This is a genomic window from Pedobacter jejuensis (genome assembly GCF_003725795.1).
GTDB classification, from domain to species: Bacteria; Bacteroidota; Bacteroidia; order Sphingobacteriales; family Sphingobacteriaceae; genus Pedobacter; species Pedobacter jejuensis.
This window is the reverse complement of sequence record NZ_RBEE01000012.1, coordinates 314025-340603: the sequence shown is the minus strand read 5'-3', so window position 1 is coordinate 340603 and position 26579 is coordinate 314025. Positions and strand designations below refer to the sequence as shown.

Here is a 26579-nt window from a genome sequence, read left to right as displayed (position 1 = left end):
TGTATGGCAATATCATTGCAAATTACGATAAACTAAATATGAATCAAAATCATAAAATTGATATTAAAATTATTATGCTAACATAATTTGTTTAATTCAAAAAAAGGGTTTAGGTTTAACTAACTAAATATAAGGAATAACCAAATAATAAACATCTTATGAGCAAACTTTCTACACAGATTTTCTATGTGTTTTTACTTGTGTGCGCAACAGGTTTTGCCGTACAAGCTCAAAACATAACCGTAAGCGGAACCGTAAAAGATAAACAAACTAGAGAACCATTAGTTGGTGTAACTGTGGTTGTTAAAGGTCAATCGGGTGGAACGGCGACAAATACTTCAGGAGCATTTTCTTTTACTACGGCAGCAAAAGCTCCCTTTACGTTATCCGCTAGTTATGTTGGATATGGAACTATAGAACAGCAAGTTACAGGTGCAACAACCGGCATAACTATAGAAATGGAAGCAGGAACCATTTTAGGTGGCGATGTTGTAGTTTCTGCTTCAAGAACACCAGAGCGAATTTTAGAATCGCCGGTTTCAATTGAGCGAATGAGTGCTGCATCGATAAGAGAAATTGCTGCACCATCATTTTACGATGCCATTAATAATATGAAAGGTGTTGAAAGCAGTATGCAGAGTTTAACTTTTAAATCAATAAATACTCGTGGTTTTAACTCCAATGGCAATACCCGATTTAATCAGTACATCGATGGAATGGATAACCAGGCGCCGGGCCTTAATTTTTCGGTAGGTAATATCGTTGGTATCACAGAGCTTGATGTTGATAATGTTGAACTTTTGCCGGGAGCTTCATCGGCTTTATATGGTGCAGGAGGTATCAATGGAACTTTATTGATGACTTCGAAAGATCCCTTTAAATATCAAGGTGCAAGTTTTCAATATAAAACAGGTGTTAACCACGTAAATGATAACAATTCTAGCGTTCAGCCATACAATCAATTGGATGTGAGATTGGCCAAATCATGGAATAATAAATTTGGAGTAAAGGCAGCTTTCTCATTTCTGCAGGCTAAAGATTGGTTCGGTAACAATTATTCGAACTTTGATCGCAATGCTAGAACTGCTAAAAGTGGCGACCGTAATAGCGATACGAATTATGACGGTATAAATGTTTATGGTGATGAAGTAAGTCAGAATATGCGCAACGTTGCTCAAAGTGTTGTGGCTGCCGGTACTGCAACTTACATAAGAAATTACGGTACTGCAACTGGAGGATTGGTTCCAAGTCAGGCGCAGATTAATACTTTCTTAGCCTCTAATGCTCAAACCCAACCATTTTTTGTTGGGTTAAATACTCCCGGTTTAATACCGAATCAAAATGTATCCAGAACAGGTTATAATGAAGAAAACTTAGTTGATTACGATACTAAATCTCTAAAAGTATCTGGTGCAGCTTATTATAATATAACAAATACAGTTCAGGCTGTTGCGCAGGCAAATTGGGGAACAGGAACATCAGTTTACACTGGTTCTGATCGTTATTCATTGCGTAATTTTAATATTGGCCAATACAAATTGGAAGTTAAAGGACAGGATTTCTTTGTAAAAGCCTACACTACGCAAGAGCGCTCGGGAGATTCATACATTTCTTCTATTTTGGGAAGTTATATCAATGAGGTTTCTAAACCATCAACAACATGGTTTCCTCAATACATTGGCAATTATGTAGGTGCTCGTGCTGCGGGTCAAAGTGATGCATCGGCTCATGCAATAGCAAGAGGCGCTGCAAACCAAGGTCGTTTTGAACCTGGAAGTGCTCAATTTGAAACTGCGAAGCAAAGAATTATGAACACCACCATTAGCTCGACAGATTTTACAAAAGGTATTTATGGTGCTAAGTTTGATGATAAATCCAATTTGTATCATTATGAAGGGATGTACAATTTCACCAATGCATTTAATAATGTTGTTGAGTTTCAGGTTGGTGCATCTTACCGTTTATATGATTTAAATTCGGCGGGTACGATTTTTAATGATTTAAACGAATCTATCGATATTAACGAGTACGGTGCTTTTGCACAGATTGGTAAAAAGTTATTTAACGATAAGGTGAAATTTACCTTCGCCGGGCGTTATGATAAGAGCATGAATTTTGAAGGTCGTTTTACACCACGTATCACAGGGGTTTTCACAGTAGCTAAAAACAATAACATTCGTGTATCTTATCAAACAGGTTATCGTAATCCAACAACACAAAATCAATACATCGATTTATCAGTTGGTGGTGGTTCTCAGCGCTTAATTGGTGGTTTGCCAGAAATTATGTTCGGTAAGTATAACCTAAACGGCAACAAAGCATTTACTGATGTTAGTTATCGTGCTTTTGTTGGTTCGGCAGCAGTTGGTACACCAAACCCAGCTTTATTGCAACAATATACCTTTGATGATAGAGGTGTTCGCCCGGAAAGTGTTCAATCTTACGAGTTAGGTTATAAAGGCTTAATCCTTCCAAACTTATTAATTGATGCTTACGGTTATTATAATATGTATAAAGACTTTATTACCGCTGTAGATGTTTACCAAAATGTAGGTACGTTAGCTAGTCCAACTTTTGTTAAATTTGGTGTTCCTGTAAATGCAGCCGGCGAGGTTACTTCGTATGGTGCAGCTTTGGGCTTAGATTATTTGGTTGGAAATTATAATTTTAGCGGAAACGTATCCTACAATCAAATTGGAGATCTTCCTGTAAACTACATCAACGATTTCAATACCCCAAAAGTTCGTTTCAATTTAGGCTTTGGAAATAAAGAAATCATTAAAAACTTTGGTTTTAATGTGTCGTACCGTTGGCAAGATAAATTTTATTGGAACTCATCATTTGCCTCTGGTGATGTTCCTTCATATAGTTCTGTTGATGCACAGGTTAGCTTAAAAATCCCATCGGTTATGTCATCAATAAAACTGGGTGGCTCGAATATTTTAAATAAATATTACATTACCTCTTATGGTAACCCGGCAGCTGGAGCAATTTATTATTTAGGCTTTACTTTCAATCCTTAAAATCAGTAAAATATTGAAGCCCTCATTATTTTGCGTAATAATGAGGGCTTTTTAGTTGAATAACATTTTGTGTGTTCGGCCTTTATCATAAGCCATAATTATATACACCATATCATTTATAAAGCCTTTTTTATCAATTATTACCTTGCCTTTTGTAAAATATTTGTATTATAGTACTTTCTTAAGCACATCCCAGTTTAAGGGCAATTAAATATTAATTTTGAATAAATAAGGATGGAAGACACACAAGACAAATCGGGCGAGGTTAATGATCTTATTGATAAAGAGCAAGAGATACAGCATTTAAATAATCCGGTTGATATATCTGTAAAACCAATTGTTAAGCAATATTTAGGTACAGTTAAAAAAGTAAAAAAAGAAGGCAATCGTTTTTATTTTTCTGATGGTGATGCTAGAGTAGAAATTAGAGTAGTTAGCGATGAAATTATTCGCGTTCGTTTGGCACCGCATGGTGTTTTTTTAGATGATTTTTCTTACGCAGTACCAGAGGTTGATCAAAAGGTTTCTGTATTTAAAATGCAGGAGCAAGAGGATAGCTACACCGTTTCTACCCATTCGGTAACATGTAAAATCGATAAGGCAAATTTTCATATTTCGTTTTCTGATAACGTTACTGGTACGTTGATGGTTGATGAAGCAAACTCCATGCACTGGGAAGAAAATACAGATTTTGGTGGCTACTATATTTACGCCACAAAAAAATGCCATCCCGAAGAAAATTTCTTTGGTTTAGGCGATAAATCTGGAAATTTCAATTTACGCGGACGAAGATTCGAAAACTGGAATACCGATGCTTATTCCTTCGGTTGGAATCAGGATCCATTATACAGAACAATCCCATTTTATATTGGCTTGCATAACCAGGCGGCTTATGGTATATTTTTCGATAACACTTTTAAATCATATTTTGATTTTGGTAGCGAAGATGTAAATAAAACCAGTTTTTGGTCGGATGGTGGCGAGTTGCAATATTACTACATCCATGGACCGCACATGATGGATGTTGTTAAACGTTATGCCAGTTTAACGGGTACACATCCAATGCCTCCAAAATGGACTTTAGGTTACCAGCAATGCCGCTGGAGTTATTATCCAGAATCTAAAGTAAAAGAAATAGCAAAGCAATTTCGCGAAAGAAAAATACCTTGCGATGCCATATATCTCGATATTGATTATATGGATGGCTATCGCTGCTTTACCTGGAACAAGAAATACTTTCCAGATCCTAGGAGGATGATAAAAGAACTTTCGGATGATGGTTTTAAAACCGTTGTAATGATTGACCCCGGAATTAAAGTAGATGATGATTATTGGGTTTTCAAAGAGGGTAAAGAAAAAAGATTTTTCTGTCGCCGAAGCGATGATTATTATATGGAAGGCCACGTATGGCCAGGTCGTTGCCAATTTCCTGATTTTACCAACCCAAAAGTGCGTAGCTGGTGGGGTAATTTATACAAAGAATTGGTAGATATGGGCGTTGCAGGATTCTGGAATGATATGAATGAACCTGCGGTTTTCGGTTCAGGAACCTTCCCGAACGACGTTCGCCATAATTATGATGGTTTCCGTGGCTCGCACCGTAAAGCGCATAATGTTTATGGTATGCAAATGGTGCGCTCTACGTACGAAGGTTTGAAAAAACTTATGCGTAATAAACGTCCATTTACGATTACCAGGGCAGGTTATTCGGGTATGCAACGCTATGCAAGCGTTTGGACAGGCGATAACCTTGCAAGCTGGGAACACTTAAAAATGGGCAATATCCAATGTCAAAGGCTATCGGTTTCTGGAGTACCTTTTTGTGGTACAGATATCGGTGGATTTAGCGGAGAGCCTGATGGAGAACTATTTACCCGTTGGATACAGCTTGGTACATTTTCACCTTTTATGAGAGCACACTCCGCAGGTGATACCGCAGAACGCGAACCGTGGAGCTTTGGAGATTTCTTCGAAGATATTAACCGCAAATTTATCGAACTAAGGTATCGTTTAATGCCTTACTTGTATTCTGTTTTTTGGGAACATCACCGTTATGGCTTTCCTATTCTAAGACCTTTGGTAATGTTAGAACAAGAAAACATTAGCAATCACTTCCGCCAAGATGAGTTTTGTTATGGCGATAAGTTGCTGATTTGCCCGGTTTTAGAACAAGGTGCAGTAGCACGAACAGTATATTTACCAAAAGGAACCTGGTATAATTACTGGACAAACGAGGTTTTAGCAGGTGAAAGCGAACATTTTGTAGAGGCAAAAATAGATAGTATGCCAATGTTTGTCAGAGCCGGATCTGTTTTGCCAGAATACCCGGTAATGCAGTATGTAGATGAAAAAGTAATAACCGAAGTCATATTAAACATATACTATAGTGATTACGAAGTGAATTCATTTATGTATGAAGATCATGGTGATACTTTCGCTTACGAGCAGGATATTTATCTGGAAAAGAAATTTACCGTAAAAGGAGATGGCGGAGCTTTAAAAATTAATCAACTTACCGAGGGTCTATACACACCAAATTATGAGTTGTATGCTTGTAACGTTTTCGGCATTAATTTTAAAGTAAAAAAAGTAAGTGTTGATGGCAAGGAGGTAAGTGATTTTATTATCGATGATAATAACAACTTACATTTCAAATGCAACAAAACCTTCGTTGAAATACAGATTTTTAGTCTGTAAAATCATAACCCCGAAAACATTAAAAGGCTTTCGGGGTTATTAAAATCTAACCGAAATTTATGGTAGCAGCAAAAAAAGCATCTGCAAAACCGCTAGCTAAAAAGGCAGTTGAAGTAACATTACCTAGCATTGATAAAAATTTGCCTGTTTGGCCGTATAGCCTATTTACAGATTATGATGTTGATTTATTTCTAGTTGGCAAGCACTTCCGCCTTTACGAAAAAATGGGTTCGCATTTGTTAAGCGTTGAAAATACGGCAGGTGCGTATTTTTCTGTATGGGCGCCAAATGCCATCCGTGTTAGTGTGGTAGGAGATTTTAATGAATGGAACAATACTTCGCACACGCTAAATAAAAGATGGGATAAATCTGGTATTTGGGAAGGTTTCATCCCCAATTTGCAAAAGGGTAATGTGTATAAATATTTTGTTAAAGGTTTTGATGAATCTGAACATTTAAAGGGCGATCCTTTTGCGGTGCGCTGGGAACATCCACCTCAAACAGCCTGCATTATATGGGATACTGATTATAGCTGGAAAGATAAATCCTGGCTAACAAAAAGACCAAAAATAAATGCATTAAATCAACCCATTTCTGTTTATGAATTGCACTTAGGTTCGTGGCAACGCGACCCTAATGAGCCTGACCGGGTTTTAAATTGTAGAGAAGTTGCTGCGGCGTTGGTTCCGTATATTTTAGAAATGGGTTTTACGCATGTAGAATTGATGCCGATAATGGAATTTCCATATTTTCCAAGTTGGGGATATCAAATTACAGGATATTTCGGTGCAAGTTCAAGGTACGGTTCGCCGCAAGATTTAATGTTCCTTATTGAAGAGCTGCATAAAGCGAATATTGCCGTAATACTAGATTGGGTGCCATCGCATTTTCCAGGCGACAGACATGGTTTATACGAATTTGATGGAACCCATTTGTACGAGCATGCAGATATGAGAAAGGGCTTTCATCCGGATTGGAAATCTTACATCTTCAATTACGACCGGAATGAAGTACGTTCATTTTTAATAAGCAATGCTTTGTTTTGGTTGGATAAATATCATGCCGATGGATTAAGAGTAGATGCCGTTGCATCCATGTTGTATTTTAATTTCTCCAGAGAAGATGTAGATGCAGCAACAAATGAATATGGCGGAAGTGAAAATTTAGGTGCAATACAGTTTCTGCAAGATTTAAATGTTGCCGTTTATGGTAATTTTGAAGGTGTGCAAACCATTGCTGAAGAAAGTAGCACTTACCATGGCGTAACACATCCAGTACACGAAGGCGGTTTAGGCTTTGGTATGAAATGGATGATGGGATGGATGAACGATACCTTAAAGTATTTCAAAATTGACCCGATAGAACGAAAGCATCATCAAAATTTACTCAGTTTTAGCATGACTTATGCTTTTACAGAGAATTTTATGGTTCCTTTTTCTCATGATGAAGTTGTTCATGGTAAATCGCCTATGTTGTATAAAATGCCAGGAGATGAATGGCAAAAATTCGCAAATTTGCGGGTACTTTACGCTTATATGTACACACACCCAGGAGCAAAACTTTTGTTTATGGGCAATGAGTTTGGCGATACCAACGAATGGAACTTTACGCAATCTTTAGATTGGCACTTGCTACAATACCCACCACATAAAGGAATGCAGGAAACCGTTAAAGCATTAAACTTTTTGTATAAAAAAGAACCTGCCATGTACCATTTTAATTTTAGTTATGAGGGATTTGAATGGCTGGATGCTGATAATCGAGATGAATCGGTATTTGTTTATATGCGTAAGGGACCAAAAGCGAAAGATACTTTAGTTATTGCTTTAAACTTTACTCCGGTTGTCCGCGAAAATTATAAAATTGGGGTTCCTTTTAAAACCAAATGGAAGGAAATATTTAATTCAGATGATATCGTTTATTATGGAAGCGGAATCAATAACCGAGGAGATATAGTTCCAGTTGAAGATGGTTACAACAATCAGCAATTTTCAATTTCTGTTACTTTACCACCATTGGCAGTTATAATATTTAAAAGTAAGTAGTATTCAAATATTTAGAATAGAAAAAAGAGGAAGCAATTAAACTTCCTCTTTTTCATTTCCAGTAATTTCGCTTTCAATCTCGGTAAGTTCATAAGCAAAAGCGCCATTTTTTGGTACAATTGGTGTTTCTCTGCCCACACTTAATGCTTTTATAAATGATGCCCCAAAATAAAATATTAAAGAAGAATAAAATACAAAAAGCATAATTACTACAATAGAGCCTGCAGAACCATAAATATTGCTGATGTTGCTTAATGGCAATAAAATGCGTAAAATATATTTTCCTAAGGTAAATAAACAGCCGGTAAGTAAACCACCAGACAAAGCGGCTCTCCAGGTTGGTCGTCCGTTAGTTAAAAAGCGAAACAACACGCTAAACCATGCCGTAACAATGATTATAAAAATAAGTTGATTGATAACCGATGTGGCAACCAATTCAAAAGATGGTGAGTTGGTTTTAAGATAAGAGCCTATTATCGCCTGAATACTATCGGCCAATAAACCAACTAAAAACAACATGCCTGCTAATAATATAATGGTAACCGATATGGCTCTTGATTTTAAGGTATTTAAAATGCCTTTTTTATCTTTCATGGCAATATTCCAAATCTGCTCCAACGAATTTTTTATTACGTTAAAAAGTGTTGTTGCAACAAATAAGAAGAATACAAAGCTTATTAGCGTAACGTACCAGGCTTGGTCGATTCCACGGATGTTTCTTAATGTAAGCCTGATTTGTTCAATACTTTCATTGTCGAGAATGTTGCTTAAACGTTGAAATATATGGGTTACGAACAACCTTCTGTCGGTAAACATTCCGAAGAGCCTAATTAAAATAATTAGTATTGGCGGTAGAGCAAAATTTGTAAAAAAAGCTGTTGCACCAGCTAAGCGTAAAGGGTCATTTTGCTGAAATATATTAAATGCCTTTCTCAAAGTTGAGAAGAAAAACTTCAATTCGTTTGTAATTGATATCGGCATTGGGCTTTATTAAACTAAGAAGCCCGAAAATACTAAAAATAGTTTATTCGGGCTTAGAAATAAATGTTATTAATGTTAATTTACTTTGGTGAAAACCAATAAGGTTTGCTCACCCTTAAGTAGTTGCAATTTACCCTCGGCCATTTTTGCATGATCTGTTTCTTTCAGTGCATTCAAAAAAGCTCTTTCTTCAGAATCAGTTTCCTGGCACATCATTTTTGTGCCATACACATTTTTTACGGTTACTTTATCATCTGCAATCTCTGCCTGTCCGCCATAATTATTGCAAAAAGATTTGCCGGTTACTTTTAAGCTATCGCCAAAATTTAAAGTTGCTTTAGCGCTCTCTGGAAGTTTTTTACCAGTTAATTCTGATAATTCCCATTTTGTATTGGTTAAAGAAGCGGGGTCAATTTTTTCTAAACAGGATGTTAAACAGCAGATTATTAATCCGAGGATGATTGAATTTCTCATAATGTATTTGATTTGGTTAGATGCTACATAAACTAAACCAATTGATTTAGCGTAATAAATTTGAGCTAAACTTAGCTTTTTTTCTTTAAGAATTCGGTTTTTAATACCAGAATTGTTCCATTCACTTTACCTTCAATTGCTTTAGGGTCATCAGTTAAGCGGATATTTTTAACCGCTGTTCCTTGCTTGATGTCAGCCGCCATTCCCTTCACTTTTAAGGTTTTTATTACAGTAACTGAATCGCCTTCGCTCAATGTATTTCCGTTGCTATCTTTGGTTTCCATATCCTAATTTAGGATGCGAAATTAGAGTTAATAATCAAAACTAACAATTAAAGAACATAATTTTAACCTAAATTTCTTAACCTTTGTAAATAAAAGCTATACTTACAAAAAAACCTTAATACTCATGAAGACGACCTTTTTAGCCCTTATATTATCTGTAATTTTATTTTCTTGTAAGCAAGAAAAGTTAGAAAAAACCTATACCCCAAGGGCTTTAGTAAATGGAGAGAGCTTTAATGAAACAACAAAATCAAAAGAAGATGCCCTTAAGCTAGTGAAAGTTGATTCAGGCAAAAAAGATGGTGATGTTTATGCTATAACTTTTAAAGACACATCAATTTTTATTCAAGATAACCCTAAGCCTTTGGTAAAGCAGTTTAAAGCCCCTAGGTTTTTAAATACTCAAAAAACTGCTGCAATAGTTCAGGTTGCAGATGGAACAGGATTGGTATCGCCATTTTATATTGTTGCATTAAAGGATGGAATACCTGAAGTTGTAAAATTAGACCAAGAATCGAATGGTGCTAACGACAGCAAATTTACTGTTGGACTACAGGAAATCAGCTTGAGTACGTTTTTAATTAATAATGATTTCGTAGTTACTATAATTAATGGAAGAGTATATCCTGTAAAAAGAGAGCATGACAACGAGCGAATTCAAGGTAAATTTTTACTAAACTCTGCAGATAAATCTACACTGGTCTTCGCGATGGAAAAATCCTTATATCAGGTAAATTATTTAACCGGAGAAACATTTGATTTGCCTGTTTCTGCAGAAACGCTGAATCCTCAAACGATTATAAAAAATATTCAGCAAGATTTCAGTTGGCAAAAAAATAATAAAGGAACACTTTTTTTAAAGAAATATGATAACGATAGGATTATCGATATTAGTGAGTTTGGTAACTAGTATCATTCATTGTTCTAAATGTGAGGTTTATTCTTGGCTGGCTAACTTTTTTTGTTGTTGGTAGTCGGTGCAACCAATTGGTTTGTGTTTCATCAGCCATAACCAATAAACTCCCATTTGCCAAAAGTATGCCTATGGTTTCTTTGGTTTGTTTATGCTTTAATAAAAACTTCCTTTCTGCACCAAAACTTATTGATGCAATTGTAGCATTTTTAGCCAAGGCTTTTTCATCATCGCTATGATAAGCCATACCTTCATCACCATTATGGTATAAATTTAACAAGCAGGAATTAAAAGTTGTACCAGTTTTTTCTTCTGCTATTTTCTTAATTGCCAAAAGTTCTGGCGTCCATGGCAAAGCTGTTTTCGATGCTTTTGAATAGGTATAAGAGTATTCACGATCTCCGTACCAGGCAACTTTCCTTTTGGTTATGAGGTGCTTTCCCATAATGAAGGCTTCGTCATTCTTCCAATTAATAGTATTCCACAATACATCGAAGTATTGATTTGCTTCTATTTGCGAGAATAACTTACCATAATATTTAACTGTACCGCCATAAGGCAAAAGGTTTGTATTGCTGTTTATTGTGTTGCCGAATAAATCCATTTCGTTTAACCTTTAATTTGCCACATTGGTTTTTGTTTTAATATTTCCTTATTCACCGGGCAATTTTCATCATGGCAACCTGGCAAATAACCTATACTCATTAAAAACTCGTTCACAATTTCTCCACCTGTAAATTTAAATGTCTTTTTAAAAATCTTTATCCACTCTTCTTTGGTTTTAGGATGATGGTATTCCAGCCATTTTTCAAACGATCCAAATTCGCTTTGCAGTATGCTAATGGTTTTTGCATTTTCAATTGCTGCATTTATCTTTAATCGATTTCGTATAATTCCGGGATCATTCAACAGCCTTTCCCAATCGCTATCGGTGTAAGCTGCAACCTTTTTTATGTTGAAATTATCGTAAGCTAAACGAAATGTTTTTTCTTTTTTCAATATGGTTTCCCAGCTTAAACCGGCTTGATTAATTTCCATAACCAGCCTGCCAAATAATTCATTGTCATCATGTATCGGGAAGCCGTAATGATTATCATGATAATTTTTATGCAAAGCCTTTCTTTCCTCAGGTTGCATTAGTTCAATAGCGGTACAATACGACATTTTTAGTTTTTATAAAACGGTTGATTATCATTAATTAAAAGATGCCCTGAATTTTAATGGCGAAAGATTGGTTTTAGTTTTGAACAACTTACTAAATGATTGAGGATGTTCGAAGCCAAGCTCGTAAGCTATCTCACTTACAGATAAATCGGTTGCTGATAATTTTTCTTTAGCCTTTTCCATCAATTTATTGTGAATGTGTTGCTGCGTACTGTGTCCGGTTAGTACTTTTAATAAGCTGCTTAAATAATTTGGGGAAACGTTTAATGTTTCCGCGATGAATTGTACACTTGGTATACCCTTTTTTGCAAGTTTATCACTTTCGAAATGGTTGGTAAGAATGTTTTCCAGCTGGTTAAGTATGGTATGATTTGATATTTTTCTGGTTAAAAACTGGCGGTGATAAAATCGATCTGAATAAGTAAGTAAAAGTTCTAGTTGCGCCAGCATAACGTTCTGACTGAATTTATCAATATTTGAGTGATATTCTTGTTGAATGTTTTGCATGATTGCCGCAATTGTGTTTTCTTCCTTCTCCGAAAGGAAAAGCGCTTCATGTACAGAATAATCGAAAAACTCGCTTTGCTTAATAATTTTGGCTAAAGGAGTATTCCATAAAAAATCGGGATGAACAAGTAACATCCATCCCGATTGGTTTAAAGTTGTATGTTTTTCTACTTCAATACGAAAAATCTGACCTGGCGAGATAAAAAACATGATGCCTTCATCAAAATCATATTTTTGCTGTCCGTATCTTATTTTAGCATTGAAATTTCTTTTCAATGCAATGGAATAAAAATCTAAAAGAATACTGTTTTCGCCTTCAGGCATGCTTTTAACATCAGCTAAGTTTATTACACTAATGAGCGGATGCTCTGGTTTTGGTAATCCCCTAAATTTATGAAAATCACTAATCGTTTTAAATTTATGAAATTGGAGTTTCGCCATGGTCTAAGTTAAATATTATTGATTAAAGGCGAGGGCAAATTCTTTGGCATAATCTGTCATTTTTACTTTACCCATTACAGCAGGTTTATTTTTGTAATAATCTTCTGCAAGTAATCCGCTATGTAAGGCAGCATACATTTCTACCAGGCCTGATGCAATTTCTGGATTCATACCAATAGAAATTAAACCTTTCAATGTTTCTTCATCCGATACAAGTATCCATTTTAAATCTGGTTTGCCAATGGCTTCACCTAAAATTCTTGCAGTTTCGTTACCTGATAAGTCTTCGCTTCCTACAGATCGTGCTTTTCTACCGCTAAATGGAGTAATTAATTCTTCTGCTATGGCGGCTGCAATATCAACTGGAGAAACCCATGGAATGATATCATCGCCGCCATAATTTGCAACAATTGCATCATTAAATTTTATCATCTCTATATAACTAAGTAGATTATAATAAAATGAGTTAGGGCGCATGTGCGTGATAGCAACGTCTGCAGGCAATTCGTTTAATATCAGTTCGACATAGTGTGCACCAGCTAAAATGCCGTTTCCTTCAGCTAAATTTCCACCAATTGTACTTAAATTAACAACACGCTTTACACCTGCGTTTTTAATGGCATGAGCATAATTTTTGCCCAAATCTTTGTAATAAGCTAATAAATCTAAATTTGGATCGAAATAATTGCCGGGAGGTACCATAGTGTATACTGCATCTGCACCGCTAAAAGTTTTTGATAAAAACTCAACGTCGTGTAGAGAACCTATTGCTGCGTTTGCACCAAGTGATTCAATTTCTTTTTGCTTTTCAGGCTTGCTGCTGATAACTGTAATGTCATGCCCTTTTTGCACTAATGCTATGGTTAGTGGCTTGCTGATGTGTCCTAACGAACCTGTTATAATAATTTTCATTTTCTATTATTTGATGTTTCAAATTTCTGAAGAATCAAACAACTAGAAGTAACCAAATCTACTGTAGTTGTAGTCGAAAAAATAATTATTTAAGTTTAAGTGGTGGTCCAACTACATTCATTCCATTGTCAGAAAAAATCTTTGCAATCTCTGCTTGGTTTGGTTCATGTTTTAAATTCGCCATCGCTAAAAAGAAATTTTCAAGTTTTCCTGCGGGTTGCAATATCACTATCATTTTCCCCCTTTCAGATACCTGTGTCCATGCGTGCGGAATTTTTCGAGGCAAAAAGATGCTGTCACCAACTTTTAAATCATACGTATCATCACCAACTTTAAAATAATATGCACCTTCTATAACATAGAAAACTTCATCCTGAGCATCGTGAATATGTAATGGTGTGCCTTTGCCTTGCGAAAGAGAGGTTTGTTCAAATATTGCTAAAGCGCCATTTGTATCGCTTCCTGATATTTTTACATCGAGGATATTAGCATTTACGCCCTTCAATTGCATGTGGCCGTGAATTCTTCCTTCACCCGAATTTATTTTAAATCCTTTTGTTACATCTATAATTTTTGTTTTCAACTGAGAAAACGACAGGGCAGGAGCGGCAATTAAAGTTGCAATTGCTGCTATAAATTTGTTTCTTTTCATATGCTTGACTTATTAAAGTGTTTATTAATTCACTAAAAATTGAGCGCCTGACATTCTGAAAAGAATATGGAGTGCTTTACTGGTAAGCAGTTGTAATTTTTTTTAAACAAGCGCAATACATTCTACAGAAATTAAAATTCCGGCAGGAAATGGCATTACCTGCGGCGTACTCCTTGCAGGGGCATTATGAGGAAATACATCTTTATAAACTTTATTTAAAACACTGAATTCATTTCCAGTTACCATAAACACAGTTGTTTTTAGAATTTTATCCATGCTGCTTCCTGCTTCTTCGAGTATAATTTTGATGTTTTTAAAAGCTTGCACTGCTTGTTCTTCAAAGCTGCTGCTTAAGCTTGATGTATTTGGATTGATGCCTGTGGTGCCTGAAACATATATTAAATTGCCAGCAATAACAGCCTGTGGGAACACTTCCGTTGTTCTGGGTACTTTAGTTGTGTTGAAATTTTGCTTGGTAATCATTTTTATAAGATGAATGTTCAAATATGTTACAGCAGATTTATCGCATCATGAAGAATGAATTTGTTGGCATTTATGTATAACTCATTAAATATAAGCATAATAACATGTGGTAACAATTATTTAAATTAAAGGGCCTTATTCATACTTGGATATCACCACTTACTTAAATCTATACCTTTAGCGAACCGCGAAATCCCCTTCCGGCATAGTAAGATTCTGCTCCGTTGTGATAGGTAAATACGTTATCATAGCGGCAATCACAAAAAATTGCTCCACCAAGTTTTCTAATCTGGTTGGGGGTTTTTACCCAGCTTGATGTTTTGGTGTCAAACTTTCCGAGTTGTTGCAAGTATCGATATTGTTCTTCATCTAAAATCTCAATACCCATATCAGCAGCCATATTAATAGCACTATTTTGAGGCTTGTATTCTTTTCTTGATTCCAGGGCTTCATGATCATAGCAAATACTCCTTCGGCCTTTAGGACTTTCTGCCGAGCAGTCGAAAAAAATGTACTCGTTGGTTTCTTTATTGTAAGCAATAACATCTGGTTCGCCACCTGTTATTTCCATCTCTCCAAGTGACTTAACTTTTTCAGCATTCGCCTCTAACTTAGATTGTACCTCAGCCCATTCAATGTTTTCATGGCGAGTCATGTTTTTCTCGAAACGGATTTTCAAAATGTTGAATAGTTCCTCGTTTTGTTGGATAGACATTTCATTTTTCATAATTAATAATTTTCTTGGTTTGTTTTTAAAATCAATAATCTTGAATTAGAACAAATTGGTTAAGAATGTTTTCAGCTATCTTGGAAACCATAACTCCTTTTCATCTACTCCAATAAATAGAATTCTATTTATCTTCGAATTTTTATTTAAATTAATCATTTCGAATGGTTATGTTTCGACTTTCTTCTCGTTCGTTTAACAGCCTATTCATCCTCCACTATGCTTTACGTGTCAATGGGATTTATTTTTTCAACGTGAAAATATTTAAATCAGGATTTTCTTTGTCTGTTTCTTCAGATTTTACAAAATTTAATTTTAAAAGAAGCTTTGTTGAATTCTGATTGTCGCGATGCGTAAACGCAAGAATATTCCTAACCTTCAATGTGTTAAAAACATAGTTGATAACTATTTGTGCCGCTTCTTTCATTATTCCTTGATTCTGAAATTTTGTTACAAGCTCATATCCAATTTCGCAGCTATTTTTCTCACCTGAAAAGTTAAAAAGACAAATAGTCGCGACAAATTTTTTTGTATCTGTAAAGGTAATTGCCCAGTAAAATGCCATGGTTTTTTCAATGTTTTCATTAACCTTGTTGATAAAGTTTAGGGCATCTTCAATTGTTTTGCTTGGTGCTCTATCCAGATATTTATTTATTTCTGCGTCAGTACGCAAAGCAAAAATATCCTGCTGGTCGTCAATTGCTAATTTTCTAAGCGTTAGCCTTTCACTTGTCAAAATTGGAAAAGGTTTGAAATTTTCGTTTATCATTTTGTCTTATTTACTTCGCCAAGTCATGGATGTAACGGTCGATTTTTAGCAGAATAGTTTCTTGGCCTTCTGAAGTAAAACTCCTATTATGTGCAGTTTTTATTCGGTCAATTCATTAAATTTTTGTCGTAATTGTCGGTTCTATAACGTTAAAGGCTTGGCGCAGTGGCGGCTTTCTAGCGTAAAAGTTCAATCGAAGAACTGGACTTGAATTTAGCACTTATGTCGCCATATTGCCAAACAGATTTTATGGTAAGTTTTTCTTTCAGTTGTCATAATTGTCTTCGTAAGATGTTGATTAGTTCCTCTGCTTTATTTAGTGTCTACCGTTTTTATCTGTCAGGCTACAATTTACGATTGTTTTTAAATTATTTTATGTTTGTTTTGTTTTCTAAATAAGGATAACTCAAAATATGACTTGTCTCAAAATATCTATACCATTTCCATAACTTCCAAACATTGATATTATAATATTCACTTGTTCTATATAGTATTGCTTTTTGAAATAATGTATTTTCTTCTTTAAATTTGTCAAAAGCATTATTTAATTCTAACAATTCTTCCTCTGCTGTAGTAAACTTCGACATTTTCAATGTGTATTTAAACTCTCCATTTAGAGTTTGAAAATCTTCGCTAGAACCATAAGGCGATCTACCACTAAATACTTCTCCCCACATAGTAAATACATTGCTGAAAAAAATTACCAAGAATAGAAAAAGTATTAGATAGGATAGTCTGCGTATCACTTCAAATGGGAAAAAGCTTACATTGCCAATTTTGAATTTCATATTCTTTTAATTTTATCTTCATCTCCTTTTAAGTATCTTTCTTGATGTTCAGAAATATTAACCTTTAAATTTTTATTTTCATCTTGAATTTGTTGAATTTTGCAATCAGCCCGCCTGAGACATAGCAGCCTGGTTTGTAGTAGTGTTTTCTATTTATGGTCAGTCAATGCTACTTTAATTCCAAGTCCAATCATTGTTAGTCCACAAATTTTATTTATCCAATTTGATACTTTTTTGTTAGTTTTCAATTTGCTAAAAATTGAAGATGCAAAAGTTGCCAATATCAAACACTAAATTGTAACGCCAAACCCTTGTTACACGCAGTTTCGGTCAGCAAGAAATGGTCTATCAAAATTTCCACCATGGCTTCTTCTCTTGGATGTTTTCTTCAATCTCTTTTTTAGTTGTGATTTGGTCAATATTCATTTGCTTTATTTGAGAATTGTCGAAAAATAAAACACCGTTATCATTCATTCCAATGGGAAATTTTGTCCTTTCCTGCCAATCGTAATTGTGCAATTCTTTAATCGGTTCCAAATCTTTTTTGCTTTCAAAACTTTCTCTTGCTTTCTGAATGATGTCCGTTTCTATGTTGGTGGTTGCACTATGAAATAAGTCTATAGCATGTTCAGGAATATTCAGAAGAAAAACTTGTGTCTTTTTGTCAACATGGTAGATGTCTAAAACTTTAAAATAAGAGTTAGATGTCAATACGATGTGTCCGACTTTAGATGCCTCTGGATTAAATGCGGAAAGGTCTTTACCGAATGCAGACGCAATTAAATATCTAAAGTTTGATTGAAGTCCACCGCCCATAAAAGTCATGTCCGTAAAACCACGTTCCATAATTATTTGTCCAACTTGGTACTTTGAAATAAGATTTTCACTTAGTTCTGTGTCCCGATAAAAAAGTGTCAAACCGGAAAATGTTTTATTAAATACGTCTTCTATTTTCTTATTGTCCATTTATGTAGGGTGTTCGTGAAAATTGCATGTAACGTTTCGGGTATTGCCGAAGGCGGGGTTTTCGAAGAACAATCTGTAAAGCTACGATAATGTTTATTCGGAGCAGAAAAGTTTCTGCTATCACGAGCGCCCCGCTTTTGCAAGGTGCTGTGAGTACCAATTATTTTTCTTCTGTCTCAGGAAACCACCAGCCTTCGTGTTTATGTTTATATTCTTTTCCTTTGTCGTCAATAATTTTTATTTCGCAAATAAATGGATTTTCCTTTTATCTGTCGTCACCTGCATAAGGTCACATTTTTAGTAATTCAAATTCTATTGTCATTAGGTGCTGTTATAGGGCGTTTTTCTTAGAAAACTTTCAACCATTTCACTTTTTTAGTTAGCTGTTTTATAGTTAAAATCTTTGACGGCTTTGGTTTCGTTAATTCAGATTCAAATTGTCTTTCTGCTGAATAGTTCATACTCCAACCTGATGTCCACGAAGGTTTGAACAAATAACCTTTGCCGTCATAATTCTTTATTTCATACTCTAATTCCACCGTAATATTTCCATTAATTTCATAACTGTCGGCATAGTCTTTATAAAATAAATCTGGCATATACCAAGTTACATCTACTTTGTCCTTCCACTGACCGAAATTACAAATTAGAACTTCTGCATTTTCAAAGTCTTTAAGTGTCGGTTTGTTATTTTGATTAAGTCTTGTTGTAGCTACTAAATTGTAACCAGTCTCAGGATTATTGTCAGTTGCTAAAACAACAGCGCCGCCATAATTTCCATTTGTCAATTTAAAAACTAAGCAGTCACCTATTGCGAAAATTGGGGTTTTTAATTTTTCTCGTTTTCTTGGTTTAACTTTTGGTCTGTCTGATTTTATTTTTTCAAGGAATTTTTCAAGGGCAATTTTTCGCTTTTTAATGTATTGTTCACTTGCTCCAAGGTCAAGCCAAATTTTCAAGTCAGCATCTGATATAATTATCTCTTCAACTGTCGATAATACTTTTGGGTCAAGCGATTTTGTTTCCCATTGGGCTAAGGCAAGAGCAAACCACAAACTGTTCTTTTCTTCTTCTATTTCAAGAATTTCCCACTTGTCGTCTACGATTTTTTTGGAAATGATGTCGGGTTGTCCTCCTTTATTATATAAGTCGAAAAACTCACTGTAAATGTCAGCAAATGCGTCACTGTCTTTTATGGCTGTTCCCCAAGTCCCCATTTCTGTATCGTCCTTTTAAAATGTCCTATAACGATTTTGGCTTAGCGAAGGGGCGGATTTTTAGCACAAAAGTTCAATAGAATTACCTCTGTTGAACCTTGCACAAATAGTTCACAGAAGTACTTCAGCCGTCATATTGCCAAACCGATGTTAGCGGTTCGTTGTTATTCGAGTTCATTTAAATCATTAATAAATTCATCTACTTTGGTTTCGTCTGTCGCCCAAGAAGTTATTAGTCTAATTGCTGATTTAGTTTCATCGATAGCCGCCCATTCGTAGAACAAATATTTTTCATTTAGTTTGCTAATAAGTGTTTTGGGCAAGATGGGAAAAATTTGATTAGTTGTTGATTGTGTTAAAAAAGAATAACCTTTCTCTTCCACTGCAGCTGATATTTTCATTGCCATTTTATTGGCGTGTTTGGCTAAATCGAAATATAAATCGTCTTTGAATAATTCAAGAAACTGAATGCCTAACAACCTTCCTTTTGCCAATAATGCTCCTTTTTGCTTTAAAGCATAGTCGAATTCTGGTGCTAAATGCGGTTTATTAAAAACAATTGCTTCTCCTAATAGAGCACCATTCTTAGTGCCTCCAATGTAAAATATGTCTGTCAGTTTAGCGATGTCCTTTAGTGTCAAATCATTGTTTTCAGCAGTCAAAGCGTGTCCCAATCTTGCACCATCTAAAAAGAGCAATAAACTCTGTGTCTTACAAAATTCGGACAACTGTTCTAATTCTTCCTTATTATAAATAGTGCCAATTTCGGTAGAATTTGAAACATAAATCATTTTAGGTTTTACAACGTGTGGTCTTAAAGAATAGGCTTGCAACACTTTTTCTATGTCGCTAGGCTTTAGCTTTCCATCATGACTGTCGACCGTAATTACTCTATGTCCTGTTGCTTCAATTGCGCCTGTTTCGTGTGCAAAAATGTGTCCCGTTTTAGCACTTATTACGGCTTCGTGAACTTGTAAAAGAGTCGAAATGACAAGAAGGTTTGTCTGCGTTCCTCCCGAAACAAAATAAATTGTTGCGTCGAAATTATTTATCTTTTGTTTTAATAAATCTTTTGCTTGAGCTGAATATTCGTCTTCGCCATAACCCAATTGAGGAACAAGATTAGTTTCTATTAATTTATTTAAAATATTTGGGTGCGCTCCAACAGAGTAGTCATTTTTAAAGTTGTTCATTCTTATCTATCAATTAATTCGGTTGTTTACTGTTTAAAAAGTTGTTTGTTTTGTTTCACGGCATCGATCTACGAAATTACCACTAAAATTTCTGGGCTTTGCGTTCGACCGGGATTTCGAAGCACAAAAGCTAAATTTATTGCTAATTGTTAATTGAAGAACTACTGTTGAATTTTGCACTTCAGCCCGCCTGACGCAAAACCCTTGTTATAGCCATTTTTTATTCTTCGTGATTTTTTATCCATTCGTCAAATTCTGCTCTTGTTACTTTTTGTCCGTAAGCCCAATTGTTGTCAAAATATATTCCTTCAATTTTAGCACGTGCAAATTGCGAACTTTCAACTGAAAGATTTTCAAAATGTGCATTTGTCAAATGGGCTTCTCTAAAGTCACAAGTCTTGATATTTCCATTTATTAACTTGGCGTTTTTTAAGTTCGTTCTTTTAAAACTTGAATAAAGAAAACAATGCTCAAATACTATGTCTTGTAAGTGCTGGTCGTCAAAACTTTCATTCTCTAAATCTAGGTCAACAAAATATCTTTGTCCATTTTGATATTGTTCCAAGATACTTTCTGCAAAATTTGTCTTATTCATAAATTTTAGCTCCTTTAAAAATGTCTGCAATTATCGACCATTCTGGTTTGTTGGCATTTACATTTATTTTCATATTGTCGTAATAACCTTGAATATCTTCTGTGTATCCACTTAACGCTTCTAAAAAGTCAGGCAGTGTTTTATTTTCCCAACTTTCAGGATTGTCCAAAAAGTCCTTGCGTAATAAGTCAAGAAACTCAACGAAGCTTTGTCTGTCCGTTACTTTAAAGTCGTTAAGTGTGTCGTTCATAAAATCGGCTATAACTCATATATACATCTGACATCGTCAGAACTATCCATCCAACTTCTCTGCAGATAGGTCTGATAAATGTTATCCAATTAAAAGTATTAAAAAAAATTATAAATCGTCAACTGGACTTTTAAATTGTTGCAAGCTTTTTTTCCTACGTGGAAATAAATTTCAGTCGTTTTACTGCTGTAGTGTCCTAGTAATTCCTGTATATACATTAAATCAGTTCCGCTTTCTAATAATTGGTAGCATAACTATGTCTAAGCTAATGCAGGGTTACAGGTTTTGTCATTTTTACTTTTTCTAAAGCTTGTTTCAAAACACTTTGTAAGCTTGTCTCACTATACATCTCACCACAACTTTGTCCTTTTTGGCCTGTGTATTTTTTCTATAACAACTTGGGTTTCTTACATTACCAATACGGCAGCTCGCCAAATAACTTTTCTTTAGCCATTTATTTTTCCTCCCGTTTTACCAATAAAAATTCATTGTCGGCCAAAACGAGCAAGCCATACTCATAGCAAAAGTTATAAGTTTTTCCGCTTTGTGTTTGGTAAACAGAAGTTAAATAATCTAACTTAAAACCATTATCAAGCAATATCTTCCGGCTAATTTTCTTTGTTTTCCCTTCTGGATTTAGTTTAGCCAGAATAATTCGGTTTTGCTTAAGGATATGATTTACCTTCTTAACAATATTGCTGTCTGCTGCCTTAAGGTTGTTGTTATAATTGTTGCGGCATAAATCATCACAATATTTTTTGTCGGCACGGCCTTTAACAGGTGTACCGCAATCGAGACATAAACGTTCCATAATTTTTTTATTTATTAATTATGGGATGATGCTTAAATCTAAAGAATTTGTGAAAATAAATCAAATAGCAAATGGTTTTTATGGGCTTAAACAATGATTATCCGTTTTTAAACGTTTATAAACGACTATAAATAATTAATTTACGGTTAAGTTTTCCCATCTGTTGCAACTTTGTTCTGTCGGTAGTCGTGGTGACTATCGTTCTTTAAACATTCAGAAACTAAATTAGAAGATCATGGAAAATGGAACAAACAAAGTGGTATTAAGCGGTTTTGCAGGTGCTGATGCAGAGGTTAAAAATTTATCGGGAAAACAAAAATTAGCTAAAGTAAGATTAGCCGTAAATGATTACCACAAAAATGCATCTGGCGAAGCGGTAAAAAACACACAATGGTTTACGTTAACTTTTTGGAATGCCAATGCAGATTTTGCTGAAAAGCAAATTAAAAAAGGAACATATATTAACATTGAGGGTAAATTAGTAAATAATTTCTATGAAGCTAAAGATGGCAGCAAACGCTATTCAATAGAAATTGTGGTAAGTGGGGTTTCTACTAAAGAAACCGAGGTTAATTGATACATAGTTTCGCAACATGTAGTTCGTTGTTAACGCCTAAAAGAAAATAATATGAGGTGTTTTAAGTATAATCTGGCTTTTTCGTCATTTTCTACTTGATAACTTGAATTCGATTATTAATTTTCCCTCATATTATTAGTAAGCTTGTTTTTTTAGTTGACGTCGAGGCTGTATCATAAATACAAAATGTCATCCTTAGCCTGTCGAAGGACTTGCATATACTGCCGTTTGAGAGGTTCCGACAAACTCAACGTGACAAAACTCAAGGATAAAATGATTTATGATACAGCCTGCTTTCTTGCAGGAAAGATACTGAAATACATTCAGCAAGATGCGTTGTACAAGGAATACGGCAATAAAACAGCAAAATATTAAGTTTAAGAATCGAATTCAGCTTGATAGGGAATCTTAATGGGGCAAGCTTTTTTATATCTACTACATTAAGATTCCCACCTGCATATTGCTTGCATATAGAAGGACGATTTAAGGGCAAAGCTTAAGAAAAAACAAGCGCTACAATTTTACAGAAAGACCTGCGTAGAAATTGCTTCCAGGAGCGGGGTTAAAGTACCTGTTGTTTGCAGCGTTTAAATCATTTCCTAAACTGTATTTTTCGTTTAGCAAATTATTTGCGCCTCCAAATATTTCAAATTTAGTTTTACCAAGCTTTAAATTTCTAATGCCGGCCTTTAGTTCTATTAAATTATAACGTTTCGCAAAAACAGAATTTGCATCATTTAATGGAATGGATGATGTATAGTTATGCTGACCAAACAAATAGATCCCATCATTAAATAAAAATTCTAAGCTACTAACCACAACACTTTCGGGCACACCCGTAAGTTTATTTCCTGAGTAGTTCGAATTTCCGTTTATAAAATTTTCGAATCGATAATGGCTGTACGTATAGCTGCTTCGTAATTGTAAACCATTTAAAAAGCCTCCTGCATTTTGAATCAACCATAATGCAGATTCTAATTCAATACCTTTTTGTTTGGTACCGCCAGCGTTTATAAAAAATTCTGTATCATTTGCATTCAAGCGTCTTACGATTGCATCTTTAAGTTCATATTGGAAAATATTTGCGTTTGCATAAAACCGATTGTTAAGTGGTTTATACCTCAAACCGATTTCATAATTCCAACCATTTTCGGCTTGTAAATCATTATTAATATTATTATCTGATGAACGAACTTCTGCAAGGGTAGGAGGCGAGTAGCCTTTGCTAACAGACGCTCTAAGTGAAACCTTCGGACTAAATAGGTAAGACAAAGCTAGTTTTGGCATCAATTCCGCATCAAAATTTCTTTTTTGTTCGTTAATAATAGTTGGGAAAAAACGTTCGTATTTATAGTTGAAAAAGTTAATGCTCGAAGCCAGCTCAATTAATAACTTGCTATTGATATCGAAATTAAACCGAAGAAAAGCAAAATCTTGATTGGCTCTTAAATCATCATAAGCCATCAAAGCCGAAGGTGTGCCAGCATTATTGTTATAGTTTTTCACCTGTGTTTTTGTTCCCGAACTTTCTATACCACCCTGAACATTCCATTTAAAACTTTCATTGCGCTGGGCAAATTCTAAAAATGTTCTAAAGCCTAAAGTGCTTTCGTAACGCTTCTCGTAATTGGTAATAAACGGATTTTTAAAATCAGTATATGAAGTAAATAATGCAAAAACGTGGCGGAAATTTTTATTAATTTGATAGGTATTCGATAATCCTCCAAAAATGGTTTTGTTATAAATCGCCGCTTGTTGTGTTATGGCTCCAGGTATGGTTGGTGTTGCAGGTCTGGCCAATTTAGGGTTTTGCTCTAACTGAACAGCCGTTAATCCGCCAGGTGTTTCGTAGCCTAAATCACTATAAAAAATAAAAGCTTTTAAAAAACCGGAAGCATTATAATTCCATTGTTGTGTGGTTTGGAAGTATTTTCGCTCTAAAGCACTATTTTGCCGGTAACCGTCGCTACGTTGATAGCCCTGAGCAACGCTAAAACTATAATTTTTAAATGTTTTAGAAATGTTTGCCGTTTGATGAAATAAGCCATACGAACCTCCTGAAACCGATGCACCAATTTCATTCTGATTATCCGGAGTGTTAATTAAAATTGCACCTCCGGTATTTGCACCATAAATACTTGCATCCGGACCTTTGTAAATCTCTAACGAACCTAAAGATGCAACATCTAAAAGGTTTAAATAGGTATTTCCACCAGCATCGGTAAGTGGAAAATCATCAACATAAATTTTAATATTCCGAATGCCAAAAGGCGAACGTAATAAACTTCCGCGTAGCGATAACCGATAACTGCCGGGAGAACGTTCTTCCATTCTAACACCCGGAACCGTATTGAAAATACTTACAGGCGAACTGCTTTGTTGATTGCGAATTGAATTGCTATCAACTAAACTTACTGCAGAAACCGACCTTAAAATTGGCACTGCGTTGTAGTAACCTTTTATAACAACATCATTTAATTTGTTTAAAGAATCTGATTTGACAGTTTGAGCCTTAACAAAAACTGTAGAAAGAAGTAAAATAAAGGTAAGTGCTGATTTCAATAGGATGTTTGATTTTGAAGATAAAAAAAAATCGCAGGTTATTTGGCAAAATTACCAATAACCTGCGAATGTAATAAGGATTGAAAAAATTATTTTGCGGCTACTTTCCAAACAATTCCGCTAACATCATCGGCAACTAGTAAAGCACCATCTGGTGTCAAAGTAACACCAACAGGTCTACCATAAACTTCTCCTTTTTCAGCATCAGCCACAAATCCGGTTAAAAAATCCTCAGCATCAGCAATTGGTTTACCATTTTTAAAAGGTACAAAAGCTACTTTATAACCGGCCAATGCAGAGCGGTTCCATGAACCATGCTGCCCAATAAAGGCACCGCCTTGGTATTTTGCAGGGAACTTATTCGCTTTATAAAATGCTAAACCTAAAGAAGCAGTGTGCGAACCAACAGGAACATCAGGAGCAATTGCTTTTTTCACCAATTCAGGGTTTTTACCTTTCATTCTAGGGTCTTCATTTTGACCATAGTAAGAATATGGCCAGCCATAAAATGCGCCTTCTTTTACGCTAGTAATATAATCAGGAACTAAATCATCACCTAATCTGTCACGCTCGTTTACTGCTGTCCAAAGCATATTTGTACCGGGAGCCCAATCAACACCAACAGGGTTACGTAAGCCACTAGCATAAATTTTCTCGCCGGAACCATCAGGATTTACTTCTAAAATACTTGCTCTGCGAACCTCCTTATCCATTCCGTTTTCCCCAACATTACTACCCGAACCAACTGTGATGTAGATTTTACTTTTATCAGCATTTGTTATTAAGTTACGTGTCCAATGATTATTGTAACCACCAGCAGGTAGGCTTAAGATTTTCTTACCTTTTCCTGTGATTTTTGTATCTCCGGTTTTATATGGATATTGTAACAATCCATCCGTATTTGCAACATAAAAATTGTCGCCGATTATTGCCATTCCATAAGGCTGGTTTAATCCAGTTAAAAATGTCGAAGAGGTTTCTGCTTTTCCATCTTTATCCGCATCGCGATATAACACGATGGTATTTGCGCTTTTTCCCGGAACTTCCGATTTGGATTTACCGGTTACTGCACCAGCTATAGCCTCGGTGGCACTTCTTTCAGAATTTGTAAGCACCACTAAAACATCGCCATTTGGAGTAAAAATCATATTTCTAGGACTTTTTATTCCTGATGCAAATTTAGTCACTACAAAGCCTTCAGGAGCAATAGGCGTTTTCCCTTCTGGCCAGCCGATCACTTTACTAAATTTACTTTTGGCATCTTTTTCATTAGGTGCCGGAAGTTTTAATTCAGTTATCGATGTTTCAATTGTTGTATCAGAAGCTAAACTATCAGCTTCATTTTTAGAGTTCGAATTGGATTGGCAACTGGCCAAAGCAGCGGAAGAAAATAGCGCCGCATATAAAATTTCTTTTTTCATACAGTTATATTAGTAAGCAAAATGGATTTAGTTACACCTTGCTTAATAACAGAAAAATTGAAAGGTTGTTTGTATACATTGAATACTATTCAGAATATTTATGTTAAGCCAAAATCTATTGTTTAAG

General features: G+C 35.1%; 27 protein-coding genes. 6 read left to right on the top strand and 21 right to left on the bottom strand.

Annotated features, from left to right (window positions below; translation table 11 throughout):
- The first annotated feature begins 158 nt into the window (after positions 1–158).
- The 3 genes from D7004_RS09105 (at position 159) to glgB (ending at position 7765) form a co-directional block, all read left to right on the top strand.
- A complete protein-coding gene (locus tag D7004_RS09105; protein WP_123205555.1) occupies positions 159–3023 on the top strand; it encodes a TonB-dependent receptor in 2865 nt (954 codons plus the stop codon).
- Positions 3024–3257: 234 nt separating this feature from the next.
- Positions 3258–5720, top strand: coding sequence for a glycoside hydrolase family 31 protein (locus tag D7004_RS09100; protein ID WP_123205554.1), 2463 nt, complete (start codon positions 3258–3260; stop codon positions 5718–5720).
- A gap of 59 nt (positions 5721–5779) precedes the next feature.
- Complete coding sequence (gene glgB / locus D7004_RS09095; RefSeq protein WP_123205553.1) at positions 5780–7765, top strand: 1,4-alpha-glucan branching protein GlgB; 1986 nt, start codon at positions 5780–5782, stop codon at positions 7763–7765.
- A gap of 36 nt (positions 7766–7801) precedes the next feature.
- Here glgB and D7004_RS09090 read toward each other — a convergent pair whose 3' ends face one another.
- From D7004_RS09090 to D7004_RS09080, 3 genes are all read right to left on the bottom strand, one after another.
- Positions 7802–8746 (bottom strand): YihY/virulence factor BrkB family protein, encoded by a 945-nt coding sequence (locus D7004_RS09090; RefSeq protein ID WP_123205552.1) that lies wholly within the window; start codon positions 8744–8746, stop codon positions 7802–7804.
- Between the two features lie 75 nt (positions 8747–8821).
- Positions 8822–9220, bottom strand: coding sequence for an META domain-containing protein (locus D7004_RS09085; RefSeq protein ID WP_123205551.1), 399 nt, complete (start codon positions 9218–9220; stop codon positions 8822–8824).
- 71 nt (positions 9221–9291) lie between these two features.
- Positions 9292–9504, bottom strand: a complete 213-nt coding sequence (locus D7004_RS09080) for an alkylphosphonate utilization protein (RefSeq protein WP_123205550.1) — start codon at positions 9502–9504, stop codon at positions 9292–9294.
- Positions 9505–9628: 124 nt separating this feature from the next.
- On the opposite strand from D7004_RS09080, the gene D7004_RS09075 reads away from it, so the two are divergent.
- Positions 9629–10414 (top strand): hypothetical protein, encoded by a 786-nt coding sequence (locus D7004_RS09075; protein ID WP_123205549.1) that lies wholly within the window; start codon positions 9629–9631, stop codon positions 10412–10414.
- Here D7004_RS09075 and D7004_RS09070 read toward each other — a convergent pair.
- From D7004_RS09070 to D7004_RS08990, 16 genes are all read right to left on the bottom strand, one after another.
- Entirely contained in the window at positions 10395–11021 is a 627-nt protein-coding gene (locus tag D7004_RS09070) for an alpha-ketoglutarate-dependent dioxygenase AlkB family protein (protein WP_123205548.1), read from the bottom strand. The genes D7004_RS09075 and D7004_RS09070 overlap by 20 nt on opposite strands.
- Before the next feature lie 5 nt (positions 11022–11026).
- A complete protein-coding gene (locus tag D7004_RS09065; RefSeq protein WP_123205547.1) occupies positions 11027–11581 on the bottom strand; it encodes a DNA-3-methyladenine glycosylase I in 555 nt (184 codons plus the stop codon).
- 30 nt (positions 11582–11611) lie between these two features.
- Positions 11612–12529 (bottom strand): helix-turn-helix domain-containing protein, encoded by a 918-nt coding sequence (locus tag D7004_RS09060; RefSeq protein ID WP_123205546.1) that lies wholly within the window; start codon positions 12527–12529, stop codon positions 11612–11614.
- A 15-nt stretch (positions 12530–12544) separates the two neighbouring features.
- The gene (locus D7004_RS09055; protein WP_123205545.1) at positions 12545–13441 is read right to left on the bottom strand and encodes an NmrA family NAD(P)-binding protein; all 897 of its coding nucleotides are present in this window, start codon (positions 13439–13441) and stop codon (positions 12545–12547) included.
- An 85-nt stretch (positions 13442–13526) separates the two neighbouring features.
- Positions 13527–14093, bottom strand: coding sequence for a cupin domain-containing protein (locus tag D7004_RS09050; protein ID WP_123205544.1), 567 nt, complete (start codon positions 14091–14093; stop codon positions 13527–13529).
- 102 nt (positions 14094–14195) lie between these two features.
- On the bottom strand, positions 14196–14576 hold the full coding sequence (locus tag D7004_RS09045; RefSeq protein ID WP_123205543.1) for a RidA family protein: 381 nt from the start codon (positions 14574–14576) through the stop codon (positions 14196–14198).
- 169 nt (positions 14577–14745) lie between these two features.
- On the bottom strand, positions 14746–15303 hold the full coding sequence (locus D7004_RS09040; RefSeq protein ID WP_208646810.1) for a DUF4256 domain-containing protein: 558 nt from the start codon (positions 15301–15303) through the stop codon (positions 14746–14748).
- 241 nt (positions 15304–15544) lie between these two features.
- Positions 15545–16072, bottom strand: coding sequence for a GNAT family N-acetyltransferase (locus D7004_RS09035; RefSeq protein ID WP_123205541.1), 528 nt, complete (start codon positions 16070–16072; stop codon positions 15545–15547).
- 368 nt (positions 16073–16440) lie between these two features.
- A complete protein-coding gene (locus D7004_RS09030; RefSeq protein ID WP_148042778.1) occupies positions 16441–16860 on the bottom strand; it encodes a hypothetical protein in 420 nt (139 codons plus the stop codon).
- Positions 16861–17208: 348 nt separating this feature from the next.
- A complete protein-coding gene (locus tag D7004_RS09020; RefSeq protein ID WP_123205539.1) occupies positions 17209–17826 on the bottom strand; it encodes a hypothetical protein in 618 nt (205 codons plus the stop codon).
- Positions 17827–18173: 347 nt separating this feature from the next.
- Positions 18174–19043, bottom strand: a complete 870-nt coding sequence (locus D7004_RS09015; protein ID WP_123205538.1) for a hypothetical protein — start codon at positions 19041–19043, stop codon at positions 18174–18176.
- A gap of 164 nt (positions 19044–19207) precedes the next feature.
- Positions 19208–20236: a threonine aldolase family protein gene (locus tag D7004_RS09010; protein ID WP_123205537.1), complete on the bottom strand. Its 1029-nt coding sequence runs from the start codon at positions 20234–20236 to the stop codon at positions 19208–19210.
- Positions 20237–20456: 220 nt separating this feature from the next.
- The gene (locus tag D7004_RS09005) at positions 20457–20831 is read right to left on the bottom strand and encodes a pentapeptide repeat-containing protein (protein ID WP_123205536.1); all 375 of its coding nucleotides are present in this window, start codon (positions 20829–20831) and stop codon (positions 20457–20459) included.
- On the bottom strand, positions 20824–21081 hold the full coding sequence (locus D7004_RS09000; protein ID WP_123205535.1) for a DUF7660 family protein: 258 nt from the start codon (positions 21079–21081) through the stop codon (positions 20824–20826). Before D7004_RS09000 ends, D7004_RS09005 begins: the two co-directional genes overlap by 8 nt.
- Before the next feature lie 98 nt (positions 21082–21179).
- Positions 21180–21299, bottom strand: a complete 120-nt coding sequence (locus tag D7004_RS21250) for a hypothetical protein (RefSeq protein ID WP_407946536.1) — start codon at positions 21297–21299, stop codon at positions 21180–21182.
- Between the two features lie 236 nt (positions 21300–21535).
- Positions 21536–21892, bottom strand: coding sequence for a hypothetical protein (locus D7004_RS08990; RefSeq protein ID WP_123205534.1), 357 nt, complete (start codon positions 21890–21892; stop codon positions 21536–21538).
- Between the two features lie 235 nt (positions 21893–22127).
- Here D7004_RS08990 and D7004_RS08985 point away from each other — a divergent pair, with 235 nt between their 5' ends.
- A complete protein-coding gene (locus D7004_RS08985; RefSeq protein WP_123205533.1) occupies positions 22128–22469 on the top strand; it encodes a single-stranded DNA-binding protein in 342 nt (113 codons plus the stop codon).
- 252 nt (positions 22470–22721) lie between these two features.
- Positions 22722–22844, top strand: a complete 123-nt coding sequence (locus D7004_RS21140; protein WP_279634741.1) for a hypothetical protein — start codon at positions 22722–22724, stop codon at positions 22842–22844.
- Positions 22845–22982: 138 nt separating this feature from the next.
- Here the strand turns inward: D7004_RS21140 and D7004_RS08980 are convergent, their stop codons facing one another.
- Complete coding sequence (locus D7004_RS08980) at positions 22983–25031, bottom strand: TonB-dependent receptor (protein WP_123205532.1); 2049 nt, start codon at positions 25029–25031, stop codon at positions 22983–22985.
- 89 nt (positions 25032–25120) lie between these two features.
- On the bottom strand, positions 25121–26452 hold the full coding sequence (locus D7004_RS08975) for a PQQ-dependent sugar dehydrogenase (RefSeq protein ID WP_123205531.1): 1332 nt from the start codon (positions 26450–26452) through the stop codon (positions 25121–25123).
- Positions 26453–26579: the final 127 nt, after the last annotated feature.

What these genes read in the sequence shown, in the direction of transcription:
- D7004_RS09060 (WP_123205546.1), bottom strand. Translation starts at nt 12,529, where the DNA reads ATGGCGAAACTCCAATTTCATAAATTTAAAACGATTAGTGATTTTCAT.
- D7004_RS09005 (WP_123205536.1), bottom strand. Translation starts at nt 20,831, where the DNA reads ATGAATAAGACAAATTTTGCAGAAAGTATCTTGGAACAATATCAAAAT.
- D7004_RS09090 (WP_123205552.1), bottom strand. Translation starts at nt 8,746, where the DNA reads ATGCCGATATCAATTACAAACGAATTGAAGTTTTTCTTCTCAACTTTG.
- D7004_RS08975 (WP_123205531.1), bottom strand. Translation starts at nt 26,452, where the DNA reads ATGAAAAAAGAAATTTTATATGCGGCGCTATTTTCTTCCGCTGCTTTG.
- D7004_RS09040 (WP_208646810.1), bottom strand. Translation starts at nt 15,303, where the DNA reads ATGAAAAATGAAATGTCTATCCAACAAAACGAGGAACTATTCAACATT.
- D7004_RS09070 (WP_123205548.1), bottom strand. Translation starts at nt 11,021, where the DNA reads ATGGATTTATTCGGCAACACAATAAACAGCAATACAAACCTTTTGCCT.
- D7004_RS09075 (WP_123205549.1), top strand. Translation starts at nt 9,629, where the DNA reads ATGAAGACGACCTTTTTAGCCCTTATATTATCTGTAATTTTATTTTCT.
- D7004_RS09105 (WP_123205555.1), top strand. Translation starts at nt 159, where the DNA reads ATGAGCAAACTTTCTACACAGATTTTCTATGTGTTTTTACTTGTGTGC.
- D7004_RS09035 (WP_123205541.1), bottom strand. Translation starts at nt 16,072, where the DNA reads ATGATAAACGAAAATTTCAAACCTTTTCCAATTTTGACAAGTGAAAGG.
- D7004_RS09100 (WP_123205554.1), top strand. Translation starts at nt 3,258, where the DNA reads ATGGAAGACACACAAGACAAATCGGGCGAGGTTAATGATCTTATTGAT.
- glgB (WP_123205553.1), top strand. Translation starts at nt 5,780, where the DNA reads ATGGTAGCAGCAAAAAAAGCATCTGCAAAACCGCTAGCTAAAAAGGCA.
- D7004_RS09065 (WP_123205547.1), bottom strand. Translation starts at nt 11,581, where the DNA reads ATGTCGTATTGTACCGCTATTGAACTAATGCAACCTGAGGAAAGAAAG.
- D7004_RS09010 (WP_123205537.1), bottom strand. Translation starts at nt 20,236, where the DNA reads ATGAACAACTTTAAAAATGACTACTCTGTTGGAGCGCACCCAAATATT.
- D7004_RS09000 (WP_123205535.1), bottom strand. Translation starts at nt 21,081, where the DNA reads ATGAACGACACACTTAACGACTTTAAAGTAACGGACAGACAAAGCTTC.
- D7004_RS09030 (WP_148042778.1), bottom strand. Translation starts at nt 16,860, where the DNA reads ATGAAATTCAAAATTGGCAATGTAAGCTTTTTCCCATTTGAAGTGATA.
- D7004_RS09045 (WP_123205543.1), bottom strand. Translation starts at nt 14,576, where the DNA reads ATGATTACCAAGCAAAATTTCAACACAACTAAAGTACCCAGAACAACG.
- D7004_RS09020 (WP_123205539.1), bottom strand. Translation starts at nt 17,826, where the DNA reads ATGGACAATAAGAAAATAGAAGACGTATTTAATAAAACATTTTCCGGT.
- D7004_RS09080 (WP_123205550.1), bottom strand. Translation starts at nt 9,504, where the DNA reads ATGGAAACCAAAGATAGCAACGGAAATACATTGAGCGAAGGCGATTCA.
- D7004_RS09085 (WP_123205551.1), bottom strand. Translation starts at nt 9,220, where the DNA reads ATGAGAAATTCAATCATCCTCGGATTAATAATCTGCTGTTTAACATCC.
- D7004_RS09055 (WP_123205545.1), bottom strand. Translation starts at nt 13,441, where the DNA reads ATGAAAATTATTATAACAGGTTCGTTAGGACACATCAGCAAGCCACTA.
- D7004_RS09050 (WP_123205544.1), bottom strand. Translation starts at nt 14,093, where the DNA reads ATGAAAAGAAACAAATTTATAGCAGCAATTGCAACTTTAATTGCCGCT.
- D7004_RS21250 (WP_407946536.1), bottom strand. Translation starts at nt 21,299, where the DNA reads ATGTATATACAGGAATTACTAGGACACTACAGCAGTAAAACGACTGAA.
- D7004_RS09015 (WP_123205538.1), bottom strand. Translation starts at nt 19,043, where the DNA reads ATGGGGACTTGGGGAACAGCCATAAAAGACAGTGACGCATTTGCTGAC.
- D7004_RS08985 (WP_123205533.1), top strand. Translation starts at nt 22,128, where the DNA reads ATGGAAAATGGAACAAACAAAGTGGTATTAAGCGGTTTTGCAGGTGCT.
- D7004_RS08990 (WP_123205534.1), bottom strand. Translation starts at nt 21,892, where the DNA reads ATGGAACGTTTATGTCTCGATTGCGGTACACCTGTTAAAGGCCGTGCC.